Annotated in this window: 21 protein-coding genes; 4 read left to right on the forward strand and 17 right to left on the reverse strand. The window is 34.3% G+C overall.

The window, feature by feature from the left end; translation table 11 throughout:
- Window positions 1–14: 14 nt before the first annotated feature.
- The 16 genes from F8162_RS06365 to hflX all read right to left on the reverse strand — a co-directional run bounded on the left by F8162_RS06365 (window position 15) and on the right by hflX (window position 18,875).
- Window positions 15–1,193, reverse strand: a complete 1,179-nt coding sequence (locus F8162_RS06365; protein WP_151634029.1) for a glycosyltransferase — start codon at window positions 1,191–1,193, stop codon at window positions 15–17.
- A gap of 140 nt (window positions 1,194–1,333) precedes the next feature.
- On the reverse strand, window positions 1,334–2,533 hold the full coding sequence (locus F8162_RS06370) for a glycosyltransferase (RefSeq protein WP_151634027.1): 1,200 nt from the start codon (window positions 2,531–2,533) through the stop codon (window positions 1,334–1,336).
- A 33-nt stretch (window positions 2,534–2,566) separates the two neighbouring features.
- Entirely contained in the window at window positions 2,567–3,748 is a 1,182-nt protein-coding gene (locus tag F8162_RS06375) for a glycosyltransferase (protein WP_151634025.1), read from the reverse strand.
- 68 nt (window positions 3,749–3,816) lie between these two features.
- Window positions 3,817–5,019, reverse strand: coding sequence for a glycosyltransferase (locus tag F8162_RS06380; RefSeq protein WP_151634023.1), 1,203 nt, complete (start codon window positions 5,017–5,019; stop codon window positions 3,817–3,819).
- A 62-nt stretch (window positions 5,020–5,081) separates the two neighbouring features.
- Window positions 5,082–6,230: a glycosyltransferase family 1 protein gene (locus F8162_RS06385; protein WP_151634021.1), complete on the reverse strand. Its 1,149-nt coding sequence runs from the start codon at window positions 6,228–6,230 to the stop codon at window positions 5,082–5,084.
- A 42-nt stretch (window positions 6,231–6,272) separates the two neighbouring features.
- Entirely contained in the window at window positions 6,273–7,337 is a 1,065-nt protein-coding gene (locus tag F8162_RS06390; RefSeq protein WP_061677953.1) for an EpsG family protein, read from the reverse strand.
- Window positions 7,338–7,370: 33 nt separating this feature from the next.
- The gene (locus tag F8162_RS06395; protein WP_151634018.1) at window positions 7,371–8,264 is read right to left on the reverse strand and encodes a glycosyltransferase family 2 protein; all 894 of its coding nucleotides are present in this window, start codon (window positions 8,262–8,264) and stop codon (window positions 7,371–7,373) included.
- Between the two features lie 5 nt (window positions 8,265–8,269).
- Complete coding sequence (locus F8162_RS06400; RefSeq protein ID WP_151634016.1) at window positions 8,270–9,379, reverse strand: glycosyltransferase family 1 protein; 1,110 nt, start codon at window positions 9,377–9,379, stop codon at window positions 8,270–8,272.
- A complete protein-coding gene (locus F8162_RS06405) occupies window positions 9,364–10,521 on the reverse strand; it encodes a glycosyltransferase family 4 protein (RefSeq protein ID WP_151634014.1) in 1,158 nt (385 codons plus the stop codon). The genes F8162_RS06400 and F8162_RS06405 overlap by 16 nt, the downstream gene beginning before the upstream one ends.
- A gap of 35 nt (window positions 10,522–10,556) precedes the next feature.
- Window positions 10,557–12,383, reverse strand: a complete 1,827-nt coding sequence (locus F8162_RS06410; RefSeq protein WP_151634012.1) for a polysaccharide biosynthesis protein — start codon at window positions 12,381–12,383, stop codon at window positions 10,557–10,559.
- Between the two features lie 290 nt (window positions 12,384–12,673).
- Complete coding sequence (locus F8162_RS06415) at window positions 12,674–13,336, reverse strand: CpsD/CapB family tyrosine-protein kinase (protein WP_151634010.1); 663 nt, start codon at window positions 13,334–13,336, stop codon at window positions 12,674–12,676.
- On the reverse strand, window positions 13,285–14,025 hold the full coding sequence (locus tag F8162_RS06420; RefSeq protein WP_151634007.1) for a YveK family protein: 741 nt from the start codon (window positions 14,023–14,025) through the stop codon (window positions 13,285–13,287). The genes F8162_RS06415 and F8162_RS06420 overlap by 52 nt, the downstream gene beginning before the upstream one ends.
- Before the next feature lie 363 nt (window positions 14,026–14,388).
- A complete protein-coding gene (gene glnA, locus F8162_RS06425; protein WP_151634005.1) occupies window positions 14,389–15,723 on the reverse strand; it encodes a type I glutamate--ammonia ligase in 1,335 nt (444 codons plus the stop codon).
- 48 nt (window positions 15,724–15,771) lie between these two features.
- Window positions 15,772–16,161: a transcriptional repressor GlnR gene (gene glnR, locus F8162_RS06430; RefSeq protein ID WP_000656785.1), complete on the reverse strand. Its 390-nt coding sequence runs from the start codon at window positions 16,159–16,161 to the stop codon at window positions 15,772–15,774.
- Between the two features lie 175 nt (window positions 16,162–16,336).
- The gene (locus tag F8162_RS06435; protein WP_151634003.1) at window positions 16,337–17,608 is read right to left on the reverse strand and encodes an aminotransferase class I/II-fold pyridoxal phosphate-dependent enzyme; all 1,272 of its coding nucleotides are present in this window, start codon (window positions 17,606–17,608) and stop codon (window positions 16,337–16,339) included.
- Window positions 17,601–18,875 carry a GTPase HflX gene (hflX, locus tag F8162_RS06440; protein WP_151635385.1) on the reverse strand — a complete coding sequence of 425 codons (1,275 nt, stop codon included), beginning with the start codon at window positions 18,873–18,875 and terminating at the stop codon, window positions 17,601–17,603. Before hflX ends, F8162_RS06435 begins: the two co-directional genes overlap by 8 nt.
- Window positions 18,876–18,967: 92 nt before the next feature.
- On the opposite strand from hflX, the gene F8162_RS06445 reads away from it, so the two are divergent.
- Both F8162_RS06445 and F8162_RS28695 read left to right on the forward strand, forming a co-directional pair.
- Window positions 18,968–19,591 carry a trimeric intracellular cation channel family protein gene (locus F8162_RS06445; protein WP_151634001.1) on the forward strand — a complete coding sequence of 208 codons (624 nt, stop codon included), beginning with the start codon at window positions 18,968–18,970 and terminating at the stop codon, window positions 19,589–19,591.
- Window positions 19,592–19,690: 99 nt separating this feature from the next.
- Window positions 19,691–19,828, forward strand: a complete 138-nt coding sequence (locus tag F8162_RS28695) for a hypothetical protein (protein WP_016086714.1) — start codon at window positions 19,691–19,693, stop codon at window positions 19,826–19,828.
- 30 nt (window positions 19,829–19,858) lie between these two features.
- Here the strand turns inward: F8162_RS28695 and spoVK are convergent, their stop codons facing one another.
- Entirely contained in the window at window positions 19,859–20,815 is a 957-nt protein-coding gene (gene spoVK / locus F8162_RS06450; RefSeq protein WP_151633999.1) for a stage V sporulation protein K, read from the reverse strand.
- A gap of 113 nt (window positions 20,816–20,928) precedes the next feature.
- Between spoVK and F8162_RS06455 the strand changes: the two genes are divergently transcribed.
- Together F8162_RS06455 and F8162_RS06460 are read left to right on the forward strand one after the other, a co-directional pair.
- The gene (locus F8162_RS06455) at window positions 20,929–21,888 is read left to right on the forward strand and encodes a tyrosine-type recombinase/integrase (protein ID WP_151869323.1); all 960 of its coding nucleotides are present in this window, start codon (window positions 20,929–20,931) and stop codon (window positions 21,886–21,888) included.
- A gap of 113 nt (window positions 21,889–22,001) precedes the next feature.
- The coding region (locus F8162_RS06460; RefSeq protein WP_151869324.1) for a collagen-like repeat preface domain-containing protein at window positions 22,002–22,912 on the forward strand (911 nt) is incomplete at its 3' end.

Below are 22,912 nucleotides of genomic sequence, written 5' to 3' on the forward strand. Positions count from 1 at the left end.
CCTTTCCTTTGCAATTAACTTAGAAAACTATTTACCTTTTCTAATTTGTTAAATTCCTCTTTTAACAAATTAGTCGTTACCTCTTCGCGCACTCTTTGTTGATCCAAAAGATATTTAATCTTGTTATATAGACTCTCCTCATTACATTCAGCAACAAAACCATTATATCCATCTTTTATTTGCTCATTTGCGCCTGTAAAATTAGTCGTAACAATAGGCTTTTTTAGGCATTTTGCCTCAGCTAACGTAAGACAATACCCTTCATGCCTAGAGGTTTGAACATATATATCTGATTGATTTACATATGGATACGGATTAATTGCCGATCCTAATAATAGAAAATCCTGTTTCAAATTATACTTACATATTAATGTCTCATAATACTCTCTATTCTCTCCTTCCCCAATACAGTACCATCGTACTTCGTATCCCTCTTTACGTAGCATTGATAAAACTTTAATTGCAAGGTCTTGACCTTTTTCTTTTGAAAGTCTACCTACTGTTACTATCTTTATACCTTTATATCCATTGTCAAATTCTACTTTTTCTTTTGCCATTTCATTTATTAAATCTGGAAGTACAATATTTAAAAAGACACTCGCCTTACTTTCTACTTGAGGAAACTTCTCTATTAAATGTTTTTGTGCTTCTTGAGAAACTACATATATATTATCCATTTGATCATATAATTTCTCATATAATTTTGTATTAATTTTATGTTGAAAAACATCAAAATGTATCCAAGAAATTTTCTTTTCTGAAGTTACTCTATTAACTATATAATAATCAATTATGTCAGTAGGCCCTTGATATGCTATTGCAATATCATATTTATTCTTGTTATACGGAATGTCTTTAAAAATCTCTTTATAGAAAACATATCTATCCTTTAATTTTTTTGATACTACATAAGTAAGTAAAAAGTTTACCCCCTTAATATATCTTGTATTTTCAAAGTACTCTTTAATCGTTTTCTTGGGTGGTTGCATAATTTTAGGTTTTATATTTTCAAACCAAGCAACTTCTTCTATCTTTACCCAACTTGGTAATTGTTTTAAAAATCCCCCTCGCTTCTCCAGCATCAATACCGTAACATCATACTTTTCTTTTGGTATTACAGATAACAAAGAAAGAAGTGATTTTTCTACACCACCTATATTCATACTACTTACCATAAATAGCACTCTCTTCATAACTGTCTCCTTCGACCACCTAAAAATTTTATAACAAAATAAAAAAACATCCTCCCAAAGATGTTTTCACAAAAAACATAATTTATAATAGCGAACCGCCCATATTTCTGTAATACGATAATAATACCTTCTCAAACAAGTTACATATTAGAATTGGCAATTTTATATAACTTTTTTAACTCTTCTCTCGTATCTACCACTTCCTTTTCTATATTTTTTCTCAACCGTCCTTCCAGCGATTTATTACTTAATATTTGTACAATAGAATCATACATTTGCTGCTCGTCAAATTGAACGATTAATCCATTGTGGTTATGAATTATCTGTTCACTTGCTCCTGTAAAATTTGTACTAATAATTGGATTATTAAAACATCTGGCTTCTGCAAGTGTTATACAGTACCCCTCATGTCGAGACGGTTGTACATATATATCACATTGTTTCATAAATGGATAGGGATTCGAAACTGCTCCTAAAAATATATAATCACGTTGAACATCGTAATTTTTCACAAGTTTTTCATACATCCCTCTTTCCTTTCCATCTCCTATACAATACCATTTAACATTGTAGCCAGCTTCTTTAAGCTTAGCTAACACAGATATTGTTAAATCTTGTCCCTTCTCTATACTCAATCTACCAACAGTAAGGATTCTTACTCCCTCAAAATCATCCGCAAACCCAATTCCTTCATTTGCCATCTTACATATCATTTCAGGTGAAATAATATTTAAAAAAGTTTCTGTCTTATTTATCAATTCTGGGACAGTTTGAGTAAGTTTCATCTTTCCTAAATCTGAAACTACAAAAACATGTTGAAACTTTTTATATACTTTGTTAACAAAATGTTTATTAAAATATATCTTTTCAATATCGAAATGGATCCATTGAATCTTTTGTCTAGCCTCTATTTTATTTGCCACAAAGTAACTAATAAAATCCATTGGCCCAGCATAAGCTATAGCAATATCATAATTTCTATAAACGTCTTCATAATTTTGTAAACAATATTTTAAAATAACACTCCGTTCTTTCATAATCTTAGAGATTACATACAACACTGCCAGTTGCAGGGCTTTTACAATTTTTCGTTGTTTTATAAGATCCGCTATAACTAATTGTGATGGTTTATTTAATATATATTGCATTTCCTCGTAATCCTTTACATACTCAATACGAACCCCCTTTGGAATAAAATTTAAAAAATCTCCTTTTTTCTCTAACATTAAAATTGTCACTTCATATTTGTCTTTTGGGATTTCTGTTACCATATTTAATAAAGCCTTCTCCGTACCACCTATATTCATATTTATAACCATAAAAAGTATTTTCTTTTTCATAGTTCCCCCAATTCTTTCTCTTTATAAAATACTTCAATTGAAAGAAGCATATATCTTCTCAATTTCCTCTTCTGTTCCAACCCTTTCTTTCTTTAAATTTTCACATAGCCGTTTTTTTAGCAAACCGTTTTCTATAATTTCTTTCACTCCTTCATATATTGCTTCCGAATCCATCTTCACTATTAAACCATTCTCTCTATGTTTGATTTGATTATGAACTGTAACGAAATCGGTTACCACTATAGGCTTTTGAAATATTCTAGCCTCTGCTATCGCCAAGCCATATCCTTCATATCTAGAAGGTTGTACATATATATCACTTTGTTTTATAAAGGGATAGGGATTCTTGTAAGTACCTAATAATATAAAAGTATCGTGCAAATTATATTTACTTATCCTATCCTCGATTTCACTTTGAAGATTTCCTTCTCCAATTACATACCACTTAAATCTATACCCTTTTTGCTTTAATTTATAACAAGCTTCTATGGCCAATTCATACCCTTTTTCATACACTAACCTACCAACCGTTAATATTCGTAATCCCTCAAACTGATCAATAAATCCTTTACTCTCATTTGCCATCGATTTAATTAACGTCGGCGATATAATATCATAGACAACTTGAATTTTGGACTCTATTTTAGGAATTTCTTGAATCAATACTTCCTTGCAAACGTCGGACACAGCTACTATTTCATTAAATTTCTCATAATAGTTCAAATCAAAATCTTTATTATATGCAGCTAACCTATAATCCGTATTCACCCAAGCAATTTTTTTGCATGCATAAACCTTATTTGCCACAAAATATGTTGGCATTCCTTGACTATAAGCTATGGCAACATCATATTCCATCTTTAAATTATCCATCCCTTTAGATACCCATCTCCAAACTACTTGAGCTGCATGTAATTTTTTATTTATGTATGGATTTCTAAGAGATATAGAAGCCCCAACTCTAAGAAATAACTCTTTAAAGTATTTATGTTTAATTAAATAATTAAATTTCTCAGCCTGTCTTTTAATAATTGTCGGTACTTCTAAAACGTTTACCTGTTTTGGAAGTAATGGTAAATACAATCCACTAGCAGAAAACATTAACAAATCGACTTCATATTTCGTATAATCAAATAAAGAAAGTAAAGAAACCAAACTTTTTTCAGCTCCTCCACTTTGTAGCGAATCTATAACGAATAAAATTTTTTTCTTCATAACTATCACTACCCTAAAGTGTTTTTATTGAGCTCAAAACATTAACAAATCATTTACTAATTTTCCCTTTACGAAAGTAATGCATATAATTTATTAATTTCATTACGATTTCCATACTCACCTTTAAGAGTATTTTCTACCAGCGCTTCCCTTAACTCTTTATCTTCAATAAGTCTCTTAATCCCATTAACTAATCCGTTTATTCCCATCTCAGTTATTAATCCATCAATTCCATCCTGCACCTGACTTTTAGCAGTTGAAAAATTAGTAATAAGTACTGGCTTCCCGATGATTTGCGCTTCACGAACTGTTACAGCTTTCCCCTCATACCTTGATGGCTGCACATATATATCACATGCTTTTATATATGGATAGGGATTTGTCTTTTTACCTAATAAAAAGAAATGTTTTTCCAGATTAAGTTCAACTAATAACTTTCTAAGTTCCACTTCTTGTGCTCCATACCCAACTACATACCATTCAATATCATATCCCTCGTCTAACAACTTTCTTAAGGCATGCATAGCAACGTCTATTCCTTTTGCATATGATAACCGCCCTACAGTAACAAGCTTTATTTTTCCTGATTTCATCTGTAGTTCTTTCATAACATCTTCCCTGTGTGCTTGCTCACGTACAAATTCAGGAGATAATATATTTTCTATAATTTCAACATTTTTATTTACATTTGGTAAAACACTAAGAAATGAATCTCGACATCCTTCTGAAACTGCTACGATGTTATCCATTTTGCTCCACATTTTATACTCCATGTTTGCATTAAGATTTATATTTGAATAATCTGTATGAATCCAACCAATCTTTCGTTTCGCTCGAACTTTATCTCCAACAAAATAATGGGGCCATAAAAAACTAATTGCTACATCATACTCCTCTTCCAGTTTCGGTATAAATGGTAAAGTTATTCTCCATCCATACTGAATAACGAAATATCCCACCTCTGCACTTTTCACATATCTCCCATGCACATCTCCTAAAATTTTCCCTAAAGTCCTTGTCATTCCAATTGTAATTTGCCCTTCTTGCAATATTTGTTTAATCGATTTTCTAAAAGTAGTATATTGTTTTACTTCCTTTAACAAATTAGGCAGTTTAGGTAATAAAAAAAGAAACTCTCCCTCATGTTTAAATAACATTAAATCTACATCATATTTGCTATAGTCGATTGTATTCAATAAACCAATTAAACTTCTTTCTACTCCTCCAATTGCCATATCAAATGATGTAATGAGAATTTTTTTCTTTTTCATTTCTTACTCCCTCATCTGATTTATTTTACTAGTTTTATTCTTATGAAAGTAATTACATTTAACTATGATTCCCTATACTCTAATCCATATAATAATAACCACTCTGGAATATTACTCTTTATATCAAAACCGAGCTTCGAGATCGTATCAGCTATTATTTCTGTATTTAATTTTTCTTTTTCCAAAACCCTTTGAATTTCTTCAGACCATATTTTAAGATTTTCATCTAAGCTAACAAATGATATTATCCCTAATCCCATATCAACATTTTTAGTTATTGTATTTGCCACTACACACGGAACACCTGCACACTGTGCTTCTAATGCAACAATTCCAAATCCTTCAAAAAGTGACGGAAAAAGAAAAACATCAAACATCCTTATAATTCTTGGGATATCTTTTCTTACTCCTAAAAATCTAACTTTTTCATAGATACCTAGTCTTTTGGATTCTAGCTCAATAGATTTCTTTAACGGGCCATCTCCTACTAAAACAAGCATAAAATTAGGATCATATTTTAATACCTCATTGAAAACTTTCAATATAAATATATGATTTTTAGATTCAGAAAAACGCCCAATATGACCAATAACTTTCTGTTCAACTGGTATATTGAATTCATTCCTTACTGTATTATCATCCTGTATATTTACATTAACAAATTGATTAATATCTATTGCATTTTTCATTATCTTTACCTTTGAATTATCAATGTTTTTTTGAAATAAAAAACGTGCAGATTCTACACTGCACGCACAATAATTTGTTCCCGCATAAGTAATAACTGTTCGTAAAAAACTCAATAAAACTTTCCCTTTTATCCCCGATCCCATCGGCCAATTATTACTATGTGAATGACAAATCCTTATTTTTATACCAGCTATTTTAGCAGCAATAGCCACAATCCCCCCCTGATAATCAGTATGTGCATGGGCCGCCACATATTGATTATCATACATTACCTTAACAAGCTCTTTAATGTATGAGAGAGGGCCTAGCTGTCCTAAGCTAGATATTCGGTGTATTTTCCCACCTAACGCAATGATTTCCTTATCATAATCACTTTCTTCACTTTTATGAGAAACAAAATCAAATTGCACCATTTCTCTATCTATATTCCTATATACATTCATTAATAAGGCCTCAGCGCCACCTCGGTCCATCGCACTAACGATATGTAGCACTCTTTTTGGTCGTTCTTGTTTAAACATTGAAAATTACTCCCATCTAAGAACGATTTTCAAATATATATTTTATCCCCAGAAACTACTCTTATAAACTATTCCTAAAGTAATAATATGTTCATATACAAAGTAAACAAAATAACATAATATTACTGCATAGTAAATTAACTTTTGATCCTTTTCTATAAATAACTTTATAACCCACGATATCAATATCAAGTGATATAACCCAAAATATATGGAGAATCTTGCAAAAATCCAATTTTGAGTTGAAATAATCATAAATACTAGACCTAACAATGCCATATTTACGATATAATCACTTTCCGGAAAGATCTCTCTTAATTTATGTCTTCCAACATAAGCGAGAATGAGCGGTATTGCATCCACAGCAACCCGAAGAATATTAGCTCCTCCTTCTTGAAAATCCTTATAGTGACCATATTGTGTATCCCCTATAGTTGCAAAGAAAATTTCTGCAAACTGATTAAACCCTATTACTATAAGTACCGCAATAAAGAGTAGTATAAATGTTATTGTCGACCATGCTTTTCTTCGGACTACAAAATAAATAGGAATTAATACAAGGGCGCTTTGATGAAAAGTAGAAGCAAATAGTACGATCAAAAAATATCTCTTCCAATTCCCATCTAAAATATATTTTGTAGCAGTAAAAATAATCGCTGCAGTTAAATACTGTCTTACTCCATTCATTGACACTAAATACATGCCGGATGCGATATACACATATAAACTTAGTTCAATCATTCTTGAATATTTATATAGAACTGCTACTATTAATATATTTGTTATTAGAGCTGTTATCAAAATCAAAACTTGCGGATCATTCGTATATGCCTTTAAAATCATTTGCAAAATACTAAATCCAACATCCTTACTACTTTGAATATAATCCCAATTAAAATCAGTAACTGTAAAAGCATGCATATAAAAATACGTATCACCAATATTATTTCTAAAACCAGATACTAGTACAAGAGATGTCGTGGCCATTAAAATCAATAGTCGATTCGGTTTTAACATCACCATTTCTGAAGTTACTGGCATAGCAAAATACCGTGCAAAAAACGCTAGTATGAACACTATAAAGAAATTCATCCAAAGTATAGTCATTATTCTTCCCTCTTATCAATCCTAAGTAAATCCCTATATATTTACTTTTATTCTTGTTTTCAATGTAATGTAACTATATAGAATAACCCCAAATGGCACTGCGCAAAGGGTAAGCACTTTGCATGGTGACTCTTTTATAAATTTTTTATTTTTCGCTATAAAGCTACTTGAGACATAATGTACAGCTTGTCTATATTTAAATAGCCTATTTGCAAATGGTAGCTTCATCAGTTCCTTACGATAAAAAGCAAAACCTTTTGGATTTTTACGATACTGACTTAACATATTCATCGAAGAACCATCAGGCATATATTCAACATAACAAAGTGCTTCGTTCATGAGTAACATCTCATATTTCTGATCCAGCATATAGTATTTATATGCCAAACCTACATACTTTTCATTTTTAAAAACTGGATAAGGATACTTCCTAGTTAGTTCTGTACGATATACCAATTTCTTATCTCCAGTTACACCATGTTTATTGTAAAGATTAAACAGTGTGGAACGGTTAAGATTTAATGGTAGCTTTGAACCAATTACTGTCCCATCTTTATATAAATCAAGAGCAATGATTCCACTTACTTGGTCACTTCCATTTTCATCCCAAAACGAAATGATTTTCTCTACGGCATCGCTAGGCATTGAGTCATCTGAATCAATGCACACATTAAGTTCAGTATCAATCATCTCGTAAGCTGTGTTATGAGCACCATGCATCCCTTGATTTACTTGCCAATAATACCTTATACTTATGCAATCTTCAGAAATCCACGAATGCACTAACTCCTTTGTATAATCATCAGACCCATCATCTATAATTAACCATATAAAATCTTTACACGTTTGCCGCTTCAAACTTTCATAACACCCCTGAAGACAATATGCTCGATTATATGTAGGGGTAAAAATCGTTAGCTTTTTCAATATGCTCACCTCGATACTTCTACATAAAATTTTTGGGTAACCCCAGTAATATTTTTTATATCGTATCCTTTTTCAGCTAATACATATTGCGCCACACTTCGCGATACTTGCTTGTCCGCAATAATTTGTAATGGACCTAACCAATTTCTTTTATCTAACAAAGAACACTGTTCAACTAAATTCAACCCCAAATCCACATCTTGTGTAATAGTGTCCGATATAATACATGGCAAACCCGCCCCTTGTGCTTCAATAAGAGTAACTGGCAAACCTTCATAAATAGATGGAAATACAAATGCATCAAATGCTTGTAATAAACGATTAATATCACTACGTATTCCTAAAAATTTTACTTTATCTGTTAGATTCAGTTTCTCTACTTTTTTCTCCATTTCTAATCGAAGCGGTCCATCTCCAACTAATAGAAGAATAGAGTTCGGCCTATATTCTATTAATTGAGCAAAAATATCAATTAAAAAAGTATGATTTTTTGGATATGCAAATCTTCCCACATGTCCAATCACAAAAACATCCCCGTTAAGTTTGAGTTCTTTTCTTACCTGCTCTCTAATGTCTGGATTAAATGTAAATTCATCACATTCAATTCCATTTTTTAATATTTTTGTTGTACTTTCTCTATTGGCAAACAACCATTGCGCTGCAGCTACTGAACATGCTAAAAAATGTGTAGCACACGACATAATAAATGCTCCTGCATACCTTTTATATATATTTGCTATAGCGCCACCCTCACTGCTTGTACTATGACTATGCGCAATCCTAACTGGCACTCTTGCTTTTTTAGCTGAACGAAGTACAAAACCGCTCATTTTATCCATATGTGAATGAACGATTTTATACTGCGGATGATTGCTAAAGAAAGTATCTAGTGCCTTTATATAACCTCTATGACCAACATCTGTAACGTATGGAATTCTATGAACTTTCCCACCTAACTTTACTATCTCTTCATCAAATATCCCCTCTTTACAAGTTAAAAAATCAAATTGTACTTTTGAGCGGTCTATATTACGATACAAATTCATAATTAAAGTTTCGGCTCCGCCTCTATTCATATTTACGACTACATGTAATACTCTTAATGGAGTGCCCAATTTAAATCCTCCATTTCATCCATATATGTTGTATAAATTTCTTGTTTCTCTTTCAACACTTCATTAACTGAATATTCACTCAAAATAATAGTACGTCCATACTGCCCAAGCTGTGCTTGTAATTTAGTATTTTTAGCAATAGACTGTATTCTTTTAGCCATCGCCTTTATGTCATCTTGATCTATAGTCCAACCATTTTTATTATTAATAATTAACTCCCTATGCCCTCTGTTACTTGTAGCGATAACCGGAAGCCCACAGGCCATAGCTTCCATAATATTAACTGGTAAACCTTCCCGGTAACTCGATGCAACAGCTAGATCACACATCTGTAGCAAATGGGCTATATCATTTCTATAACCAAGAAAGTGCACCATACTACTCACACCTAGTTGAGTCGCTATTTTTTTGCACTCCTGCATTAAAGGTCCCTCGCCAGCCAATAATAGCTTCGCATGTGGGATTTCATTTTTCAACTTTTCCAATAATCGAATTAAGTAGCTTTGATTTTTATTCTTGTTAAATTCAGCTGCATAAAACATTAAAAAATCTTTAGACTTATAACCATTTTTATGTCTTAGGTTCTCCTTTTCTCTTTCAGTAACAGGAATATATCGTTCTATATCTACCCCTACACCATGAACGAGTTTAATATCTTTAGCTTGAAAACGATGTTTAACTGCTAAATTGTAATCTTCTTCATTAATTGTTATAAGACAATCTGTAGTAGTAGCTAAACTCCTTTCAATTGGATAGTATAAAAGCCAATTTATAAACGGCGATCCTTTACAAAAGTGAAATCCATGCGCCGTATATATTACCTTTGTCCCTTCCCTTCGTACTTTCCGGGCAGCTATTCGAGCAATTACGCCTCCCATAGGTGTATGACAATGAACGATTTTATATTTATTTTGATGAATAATTGATTTTAGTTTTTTATATGCATGAAGGTTTTGTATGCTAAGAGGTGATCTTTGAATAGGAATATTATATTTTTGAGTTACGTACGGAAGATCTATATTCCCATTCGCTGCAACATGTACTTCCCAACCTTGGTCTGCAAACCATTTCAAATACGGTAAATGAAAAGCTTTAAAATGATAATCCACAGTTGCACAAAACAGAACTTTTTTAGACACCATCCCACGCACACCCGTCTTATTATAAATTTTTCCCTTTAACCTGATACTGGTATTAATAGTTTTAAAGTTTTACGCTGATTCACTAAATGTAACAATTTCTTTCTTAATTCTAATTCATTTAGTACTGAATATTCCGAAATAAGTTTTTCTATCTCTTCTATACGAACATTCATTTCTTGCCCTACATAAATTCTCGGGTGGACTTGTTTCTCATTCATTTCATCTTCTTTTAGTAATTCTTCAAATAGTTTTTCTCCTGGGCGTATACCCGTAAATTCTATTCCTATTTCATCCACGGAGTTTCCTGATAATCGAATGAGGTTTTTAGCAAGATCCACTATTTTAACTGGTTCTCCCATATCGAGCACAAAAATTTCTCCACCTTTTGCTAACGCACCAGCTTGCACTACAAGTCTTGATGCCTCTGGAATAGTCATAAAATAACGAACCATATCTGGGTGAGTAACTGTAACTGGTCCCCCTTTTTGAATCTGCTTCTTAAATAACGGGATAACACTACCTCTACTTCCTAAGACATTCCCAAATCGTACAGTAACAAACTTTGTATGACTTATTTTATCTTTATGTTGTATTACCATCTCAGCTAATTTCTTTGTCGCTCCCATAACACTCGTTGGATTCACTGCTTTATCCGACGAAATCATAACAAACGTTCCTACTCCATGTGTTCTTGCCGCCTCTGCTATATTCATAGTCCCAATCAAATTATTTTTAACTGCCTCTTCAGGATTATTTTCCATCAATGGTACATGTTTATGTGCAGCAGCATGATACACAACATGAGGAAGATGTTTATTCATGATTACATGCATCTTCTTTTCATCTTGAATATCTGCGATTTCTGGAATGAAAACACCTTTCCTATCATTATGTTTTTCATTTAATTCCATTTCTATTGAATATATACTGTTTTCTCCATGCCCTAATAAAATTAATTTTTCCGGCTTAAATTTCGCAACTTGTCTACAAATTTCTGAGCCTATCGATCCACCTGCACCAGTAACTAAAATAACTTTATCAGTTATATAATCTGAAATGATATCCACATCTAGCTCTACAGGATCACGCCCTAATAAATCTTCTACTTGAACATCCCTGAATTCATTCACTGAAACTTTACCTGTTACTAAGTCTTCTAACATTGGAAGAATTTGCGTTTTCACATTTGTTTTTAAACAATCTTTTAAAATAATATTTCTATCTTTTTTGTTTAACGAAGGAATTGCTAAAATAATAATTTCAATATTCAGTTTTTTAATAGCGTAATCAATTTGGTTCATACCACCAATTACCGGAATCCCCCAGATATCAAGATTATGTTTTTTGACATTATCATCAATAAACGCGACTGGCATTAATTCCGTAGCACTATTCTTCAACAACTGTCTCGCAACCATTGTCCCAGCGGATCCAGCACCAACAATTAACGTTCTTTTCTTATCGCCTTTTTTTACATAATAAATATCTCTGTACATTCTCCAAATAAAGCGAGAACCACCTATTAATAAAATATGAATCATCCAAGTAACAACTAACAATCGAAAATACATTTTCCCCATGATTAGTTGCTGCACAGCCGCTGTAGTAAATATAGAAAATGTAACAACCTTGCATATAATTAGCATTTCTCCTATACTTGCATATTCCAAAGCCTTTTTATACAACTTATAAATAAAAGCAAACAAATGATGGCTAACTAATAAAGTGATCGAGCTAATAACTGATGATAAAGTGATAACACTGAAGCTAGCATTTACAAAAAAATAACTAAAAAAAATAGCAGTTAATACTATCAGTGAATCCATTAAAAGCAATAACGATATCCTCCGGCGATACGTCATATAACTTCCTCCTTTAATCAATTCCTTACTTAACTCTTTCAAACTTAAAGTTTCTAACTATATTCTCTTTATTAAAAACACATAGTTAGAACCTTTAATAAAACATGGGCATCTAACCCTCCCTCACATTACACTTTTGACGACTGGCATCTAAGGTTGTTTTCACAACCCACAGCATAATCGAGTGCCTCCATTGATAACGGTCAGGAGACATCACCACATCACAATTCCATTGTTTTTTCTTTATAACGAACAATTCCACATACAAAAGTTTAATTTAAAAATAGCCTTTATACTTTCCCATTCAAAATCGCACCCAATATTCTACTTTTCGTAAAACTTAGTGCTCTTTTTGTTTCAAGTGCATCTTCGTTCACAGTGCGATTATACCGGATCACCAAAAGTACGCCTTCACACTTATCAGCTAATACGCTCGTATCTGTTACTTCTAATACAGGGGAAGAGTCAAATAATATGATGTCATACCGTTCCATCGCCTTTTGAATCAACGTATCCATTGCCTCTGAACTAAGTACTTCTGACGGATTGAATGGCACTGGACCGCTAGTTAATACGTCCAGACTTTCCATCTCTGTTTTTTTTACAGCACCCAACAAATTTGTTTTTCCGTTCAATATATCAGTTAAACCAATTGTATTTTCTACTCCTAACATTTCATGAATCGTTGGTGTTCGTAAATTCGCATCTATTACCAATACTTTTTCACCTTTTTGCGCTATTGAGACTGCTAAATTTACTGTAATCGTTGATTTCCCTTCACCGTACCTCGGAGAAGTAATCACTATCGTTCTGATTTTATGAATAGACGAAGATAATTGAATGTTTGTTCGAACCGAACGATACTGCTCCGAAATTTTCGATCTTGGAGCGGTATACGCAATTATACTTTTTCCTTTAACTTCATTTGTTTTTCGTCTATTTTTGTATGCCACTCCGTTCCCTCCCCCAATGACACTGTATTTTTCCCACTAAATTTATCTCTCATATTCTTTTTATTCATTTTAGAAATTCCTCCCAAAACAGGGATATCTAACAATTGTTCAATTCGTCGTTCTGATTTGATTCTCTCATCCAGTGAATCCAATAAAAAAATAAAACCGATACTGAGCACCATACCTAACGTGAATGCAATTAGTATCGTCTTAAAGTGATTTATATTTATAGGCATAGAATATTTTTGAACTGGATCCTCTGGTAATATGCTCACATTATTAAAATTCAGTATATTCGCTACTTCCTGCTTATAAACAGCAGCTGTAGTATTTGCAATTTTATGTGCAAGTACAGGATCCATATCCACTACATTTATCCTCATAATCTGAGAGCCTTGTACACTTTCCGTACTTATTTGTCCACTTAATGCACCTGCTGATCTGTTTATATTCAATTCAGCAGCTACTTTTTCTAATATTACAGGCTCATTTACCATTGCTTTCAATGTATTCATCGTTTCAGCATTAGCTTGAACAATTACCCTTGCGGAAGAAGCATACAAAGGTGTTTTCATATACATACTATACATGGCTCCTCCTACCGTTGTGAGAGTCGTAAACAATAGTAGTATCCACACCCGTTTCCATATTACAGTGAATAGATTTTTCAAATTTATTTCCTTATTCATTACTTCTCCCCCTCATTCTAATACCAATGAGATTTCAGTTGAACATTCCATAAAAAACAAAAACAAGATTATTATTTTTATTTTTCGAATATACAAAATTCCCTAATTACTGTCATTTTAGTTCTTTATATAGAACGAGTCAATACAATTTATTTTTGTTTAATCACTTCTTAATTTCAGCTCAAAAATTACGACAATATTCTTCATAATTCACTGTAGATAAATGACGAACCCCCCCTATTACTGCAGTATCAAGGGGTTTTTCTTTGTATTTAAACGTATTTCAACAAGGCTTTTTATCCTAAAAAATACCCGATAAATAAAAAAACCCTCAACACGTTATGTGTCAAGGGTTTGAGCCTCTTAGTATAGAGACATATATTGATCGCGTTCCCATTGGTGAACTTGCGTACGGAAGATGTCCCACTCAATCTCTTTCGCTTCGATGAAGTGCTCAAGTAAATGGTCACCTAGTGCACCACATACTACTTCATTCGTTTGCAATGTAATTAATGCTTGCGCTAATGTTGCTGGTAAGTCAACGATGCCTGCTTCTTCGCGCTCTTCTTTTGTCATTACATAGATGTTACGGTCTACTGCAGCTGGTGGAGTTAATTTGTTTTTAATTCCATCAAGACCTGCTGCTAATAATGTAGCCATTACTAAATATGGGTTTGCAGCTGGGTCAACACTACGTACTTCTACGCGTGTACTAATACCACGAGATGCAGGGATACGTACTAATGGGCTACGGTTTTGTGCAGACCATGCTACGTAACAAGGTGCTTCGTATCCAGGTACTAAACGCTTGTAAGAGTTTACAGTTGGGTTTGCTACCGCTGTAAATGCTGGTGCGTGTTTTAAAATACCTGCGATGAAGTGACGAGCATCATCACTTAATTGTAAATCACCGTTTTGATCGAAGAATACATTCTCACCATTTTTGAATAGCGATAAATTACAGTGCATACCTGAACCGTTCACACCGTATAATGGTTTTGGCATAAATGTTGCGTGTAAACCGTGTTTACGAGCAATTGTTTTTACAACAAGTTTGAATGTTTGAATGTCATCACATGAGCGAATTGCATTTGCATATTTAAAGTCAATTTCGTGTTGTCCTGGAGCAACCTCATGGTGAGACGCTTCAATTTCAAAGCCCATTTCTTCAAGTTCAAGAACGATATCACGACGACAGTTTTCCCCTAGATCCATCGGCGCAAGGTCGAAGTATCCACCGTTATCGTTTAATTCTAATGTTGGATTTCCTTTTTCATCTACTTTAAATAGGAAGAATTCTGGCTCTGGTCCAAGATTGAAATCTGAGAATCCTAATGCTTCCATTTCTTTTAATACACGCTTCAAGTTGTTACGTGGATCGCCATCAAATGGAGTGCCATCTGCATTGTAAATATCACAGATTAATCGAGCTACTTTTCCTTTTTCAGCTGTCCAAGGGAAAATTACCCAAGTATCTAAATCCGGAAATAAGTACATATCAGATTCTTCAATACGTACGAAACCTTCAATAGAAGATCCATCAAACATCATTTTGTTATCAAGAGCTTTTGTTAATTGGCTCACTGGAATTTCTACGTTTTTAATTACTCCTAAAAGGTCCGTAAATTGTAAGCGGATATACTTTACATTCTCTTCTTTCGCCAAACGGAAAATATCTTCTCTTGTGTACCTAGCCATTATAAATTCCTCCTTAGTCCCTCTAAACACCTTCAGAATCAGTTATCTTTAGTGAAAAAACCTTGAAATGTCACCTTGTCGCAATGAAGTTCGATTAAATCTACCTGTATGTTGTAGTTCATCTCGAAGTATTTTGCGAAGCTCAGTTTTTGAAATTTCTTTCGTTTCTTCTTTTACTTTCACTGTTTCTGTTTGATTTACTTTCATTAGTAACACTTGTTTAATACCAGCCATATTCAAGCCTTGATCTAATAAATCTTTAATCTCTAACAACTTATCTACATCGTTAAATGAAAATAATCTACGATTCCCCTTTGTACGGGTTGGAGAAACAAGATTATGCTCTTCATAGTAGCGAATTTGACGTGCAGATAATTGTGTTAAATCCATAACAATACCAATAGGAAACAGCGGGGCAGAACGTCTATCTTCTTTCATTGTTTCAGTTCCTCCTTCGCCTTAACTGCTTCTCATTTTATACTATGTTATGTTTAGTGTCAATAGATGTTAGCTTTTCTTACATGATTTTTTTATAATTTTTTTCATTCTTTTTTCTAATGAAATAAATCATTACTTTCACACGAAAAAAGCTGTCGAAATCGACAGCTCCCCCTTAAGAAATTGTTAATAATTCTTTTTCAATTAACGCATCAATTGCAGAACAAATCGCAATCTTCACATGTGAATAAGTTAACCCACCTTGCACGTAAGCAACATAAGGCGGACGAATTGGACCATCAGCTGACAATTCAATACTTGCACCTTGAATAAACGTTCCCGCAGCCATAATTACATCATCTTCATATCCCGGCATATAGTTGGCATATGGAGTGAAGTGAGAATTAATCGGAGATGCATATTGAATCGCTTGGCAGAATGCAATCATACGATCTTTATCATCAAATTGAACAGACTGAATTAAATCTGTTCTTGGTGCATTCCATGCTGGTGATGTATTCATTCCTAACTTCTCTAAAAATGCAGCTGTAAAAATCGCACCTTTTAGCGCTTGTCCCGCTACATGCGGCGCTAAGAAGAAACCTTGATACATTTCTTGCAGACTGTATAAAGATGCCCCTGCTTCCGCACCGATTCCCGGAGATGTTAAACGATATGCACACGCTTCAACATACTGTTCTTTACCAACAATGTAACCACCAGTTTTAACAATTCCACCGCCAGGGTTCTTAATAAGCGAACCTGCCATTAGATCTGCACCAACATGACATGGCTCTTGCTCTTCAATAAACTCACCATAACAGTTATCTACAAACACAACAACATCCGGTTTAATTTCTTTAACGAATGCTATCATCTCTTTAATTTGAGAAATAGTAAACGACGGACGAGTAGCATAACCTTTTGAGCGCTGAATACCAATCATCTTCGTATTATTATGAATTGCAGCCGCAACAGCTCCAAAATCAACAAGCCCCTCTTCAGTAAGCGGAACTGCATTATAACCAATATTATATTCTTTAAATGAGCCTACACCTTTTCCGCGTACACCAACGATTTCTTCTAACGTATCATACGGCTTGCCAGTGATGTACAATAACTCATCTCCTGGACGTAAAATACCGAATAAAGCTGTAGAAATAGCATGAGTACCTGAAATAATTTGCGGACGAACAAGACCAGCTTCCGCTCCAAATACATCCGCGTACACTTTTTCTAACGTATCACGGCCAATATCATCATAACCGTAACCTGTCGTCGGAATAAAATGTGAATCGCTAATTTTATGTTTCCGAAAACTTTCTAATACACGAAACTGATTACTTTCAATTACTTCATCCGCACGTTTATGTACTTCTGTAATCTGACTCTCTACTTCTTTTACGATTGGAGCAATTTTTTCTCCATTTCTCAAACGATCAAACATTTTTATTTTCTCCTTCTTCCACTAAAAATCTCTTTAATTGCACATTAAGCGATGAATGAGCAAAAATATACCCTACGCAATCATATACAAATTTACCTTCCAAAAACTCCATCTTTGTTAATAGCGTTTCCGTCTTTAATAGCGTTAACAACTTACCTTCACTCGGTGGAATTTCCACTTGATAACGATTCATTTCTTCCTTCATTTTCGTTTCTATCGCTTCTTTTATATGTAATAAATCACTTTGTTCAAAAGCACTAGTCATTAAGAAGTCACTTTTCGGAAACGGAATAAAGTTTTGATGTAATTCATCTTTTTTATTATATAACGTAATAATAGGAATATGATTAATTTCAAGTTCTGACAATAATTGTTTGACTGTTTTCTCATGCCCTACATAATTAGGATCTGCCGAATCAACTACATGTAAAATAACATCCGCTTCACCAGCTTCTTCTAATGTCGAACGAAAAGCAGCAATTAATGACGTCGGTAAATCTTGTATAAAACCAACCGTATCAGTTAGTAATACTGTATAACCAGTAGGTAACGGCATCTTCCTTGTCGTCGGGTCTAGCGTTGCAAACAACAAGTTTTCTTCAAACGTATCAGCTTCCGTTAATCTATTAAACAGTGTTGATTTCCCCGCATTCGTATATCCTATTAATGAAACTTGAAATACTTTATTATCTTTTCTTCTCTCACGATATCTTTTTCGGTGTTCCACAACAACTGCAAGTTGTTTCTTTATTTCATCAATCCGCGATCGAATATGACGGCGATCCGTCTCAAGTTTCGTCTCACCCGGCCCTCTCGTTCCAATACCACCACCAAGACGTGATAAAGACAATCCTTGCCCCATAAGACGCGGCATTGTATATTGCAACTGAGCTAATTCTACTTGAAGCTTACCTTCCCTCGACTTCGCACGTTGCGCAAAAATATCTAATATTAGTTGCGTTCGATCAATTACCCTCGCATCTAAGACTGAGGATAAATTCCGAATTTGACTCGGCGTTAATTCGTTATTAAATACGATAACATCCGGTTCTAATTCTTCTGTTAACATTGCAAGCTCTTCTAATTTACCTTTACCTATATAAGTCGCCGGATGGAACTTCGGTCGTTTTTGCGTTGTAGACACTAACAATTCTGCACGTGCAGTCTTCGCTAGCGATGCCAGCTCTTTCATGGAATGCATAAACTTTTCATCATCTTCTTGCGGCAATTGACAGCCCACTAATATGACTTTTTCTTTTTCTTCCATCAAATATGTTCACTCATCCTTTTCGAAATTTAAACCTTCTAATATAATAGCAGAGGAAGCACATTTCATCTAGTTAGCGGGGGAGAAAATTCATGGCATGGGAGATTTTTAGCATCATAGGCACAATTGCTTTCGCACTAAGCGGAGCCATTGTTGCAATGGAAGAGGATTATGATATTTTCGGAGTGTATATTTTAGGAATGGCAACCGCATTTGGGGGAGGTGCCCTTCGTAATTTATTAATCGGTTATCCGATCGTCGCGTTTTGGCAACAAGACATGTTATTCCAAATCGCACTTTTATCAATGACGATCATTTTTCTTTTTCCAAATAAATTAATTAAACACTGGAAAAGGTGGGAAAACATCACTGATGCTATCGGTTTATCAGCATTTGCCGTACAAGGGGCATTGTACGCTCAGAAATTAAATTTACCAATTAGCGCTACAATCGTAGCAGCCGTTTTAACTGGCATTGGCGGCGGTATTATCCGCGATCTTTTAGCCCGTAGAAAACCTCTTGTTCTTCGAGCTGATGTATATGCTTTTTGGACGATTCTAGCAGGTTTCTTAATCGGTGCTCAAATTATTGTTAGCGATTGGGCTTTATACACCTTATTCATTTTAATTGTTTGCTTCCGCATGATTTCTATTCATTACAAATGGCATTTACCGCATAGACGCATCGACACAAACGAACGTTCAATGCATAAATAGCAATCCAACCTCTTTACAAATCGTAAAGAGGTTTTTCTTTTCTAACGAGTTTTTCTTTACATAATGTTTATACTAATCCTCAAAGCGAGGTGAATACAAATGACAAACCATGTTAATAAAGGTGCTCAAAAAAGCTCAGTAGGTCAAATTGGACACGATCCTAATTCTGCACACGAAAAAAGCGCTAAAATGGAACGATTCCATAAATCTTATCAAGAAAAAGCAAAAAAAGAGTAACAGCACTTATACAAAAAACAGACGCACAGTTTACGTACTGTGCGTCTCCTCTTCAAGCATCAAATCAATACTTGATATCCCAATTAAATCATATTTATCATACGTATCCTCTTGCAACAGCCGCATAGCCTGTGTACGAATTGATTTTTCAACAATATTCCGTACATATCTACCATTACTAAACGATGTAATTTGCGACGAGTACTTTACAGCATGTAAATGATCTCTAAATTTCCATTCAGCCTCTTTCGATAACTGGTATTCACGTTCTTCATACATCCTCTTCCCTATTTCTAACAGCTGATTTACTGAGTAATCCGCAAACTCAATTATAAATGGAAAACGGGATTGCAGACCTGGATTTAATGAAAGAAAGTGATTCATCTCTCTTGAATAGCCAGCTAAAATCAATACAAAACCGTGTTGTTTATCTTCCATATGTTTTACAAGCGTATCAATTGCTTCTTTTCCAAAATCTTTTTCTCCCCCTCGGGCTAATGAATAAGCCTCATCAATAAACAAAATTCCCCCCATTGCTTTTTTTATTAAATCTCTTGTCTTTTGAGCTGTATGACCGATGTACTCTCCTACAAGATCCGCACGTTCAGCTTCAACTAAGTGCCCTTTTGATAGAATATTCATCTCAAATAACAATTTCCCTATCATTCTAGCAACAGTTGTCTTCCCTGTACCTGGATTCCCTTTAAACAACATATGGAGTACTTGCTTCTCAGACTTCAACCCTATTTCTTGTCTTTTTTTATTTACATAAATCCAAGCATATATTTCTTTTATTATCTTTTTTATATCATCCATCCCAACGAGCTTTCCCATCTCTTCTTCAATTCTTTGCAACATCTCATGTTTCGTAGTAGTTTCACTTGAAATTACTGTTTTATTTTCTGCGGCCGGTAAAGAAATTTTCTTTCGATGATTTAAAACAATGTTAATTTGATTATTATTTTTCTTTCGCATCGATTGTTCCATACAATCACCTCATTTTATCCACTCACCAAATATTATTATTCTTGCCTCCCTTGCAAATGACTATTTTCAGAAAAGTTTGCTATAATATAAGAAATAATGAAGGTGGTGGGACTATGGAGACAACGGAATTCCATGATACAATACAAGCCTTTTCTATTTTTTTATTGAATAAAGGCCGAAAACCTTCAACCATTAAACGTTATGTTTATGATATTGAAGATTTCGGACATTGGTTAGAAAAAAACAAAAAGCTCCCTTCCAGTAATATATGGGCTACACTTTGTACAAAAGACTACGAAGATTACTTTTCCGACTTAAAAAAGAATCGACATTACTCAGAGAAAACGATGCACCGTGTATTTATTGTATTAAATAGAATGCATCACTTTCTAAACATCCCTAATCCATTAAAGAACATGGAAATTTCTATTCAACCAGACCGTACACTTCGCAATGAAGATTTCATTTCATCTGATGAAGAAAAAAGATTAAAGCATATAGTCACTTCATTAGAAGGACTTTCAGAAAAGCAACGTCCTGTACGCCCTTTATTGATGGATCGTAATATCGCTATTATAAATTTACTAATCGACTATGGATTATCCTTACAGGAACTTACAGCATTAACTATGCATCACGTCCACTTTGAAACGAACACATTATCTATACCAGCAGGCGTAGAAAGAACAATTATATTAACTAACGATGACAAAAAACAACTTTATACTTATTACAAAAGCATTCCTGAACCCGTTCGCCCAAAATACCATAGTAACGATCCATTATTTATTGCGTTTGATTTTAATCGCGGAACATACAGATGGGTTTACGAAAATGATGCACCAAAAGGGTTAACAGAAATCGCTATCCAAAAAATGATTCGCCTTGAAGTATCTAGAGCTAATTTACGCAAAGGAATCTCAGGACAACACTTTCGTAACACCTATATTTTAAACTTAATAAAAAAAGAAACTCCAGAGTCAGAAATTATAAAACTAGCTGGGTTTAAATCAAAAATTTCACTAAAACGATATTATCAATACGCAGAAAATAGAAAAAACGCCTTATCATAAGGCGTTTTTTCTATTTTTTCTTTAAACAAACGATTTTACTATGACCATTTAACTAATTTTTGCATCTACTATGATGAGTTTCGTTCATATCCTCATTAGAAAGGAGAGATTTAATGTCTCATTATAACGACAGTCAGAACAAATTCTCCAAACCATGCTTTCCAAGTAGCGCTGGACGAATCCCAAATACTCCATCAATCCCAGTTACTAAGGTACAACTTAGAACATTCCGCGCAATCATTATTGATTTAACAAAAATAATCCCAAAACTTTTCGCAAATCCATCTCCCCAAAATATTGAAGATCTAATCGATACATTGAACCTACTAAGTAAATTTATTTGCTCACTAGACGCTACTTCCTCCCTGAAAGCACAAGGGTTAGCCATTATTAAAAACTTAATAACTATATTAAAAAATCCAACTTTTGTAGCAAGCGCTGTATTTATCGAGCTTCAAAATCTAATTAATTATTTACTATACATTACAAAATTATTCCGAATCGACCCTTGCACACTTCAAGAGCTTCTTAAATTAATAGCAGCATTACAAACCGCTCTAGTTAATTCTGCTTCATTTATCCAAGGACCTACTGGACCTACTGGGCCAGCAGGTGCGACTGGGGCTACTGGACCTCAAGGTAACACAGGCGCTACTGGTGCTACCGGTGCTCAAGGACCTCAAGGTAACACAGGTGCTACTGGCGCTACTGGGCCTCAAGGCGTTCAAGGTAACACAGGTGCTACTGGCGCTACTGGGCCTCAGGGCGTTCAAGGTAACACGGGTGCTACTGGTGCTACTGGTGCTCAAGGTAACACAGGCGCGACTGGTGCTACTGGTGCTCAAGGTGCTACCGGTGCTCAAGGACCTCAAGGTAACACGGGCGCGACTGGTGCTACTGGTGCTACCGGTGCTCAAGGTAACACGGGCGCGACTGGTGCTCAAGGACCTCAAGGTAACACAGGCGCTACTGGTGCTCAAGGACCTCAAGGTAACACTGGCGCTACTGGTGCTCAAGGACCTCA

Origin of the sequence: Bacillus sp. CH140a_4T (assembly GCF_008923725.1) — a bacterium.
GTDB lineage: Bacteria > Bacillota > Bacilli > Bacillales > Bacillaceae_G > Bacillus_A.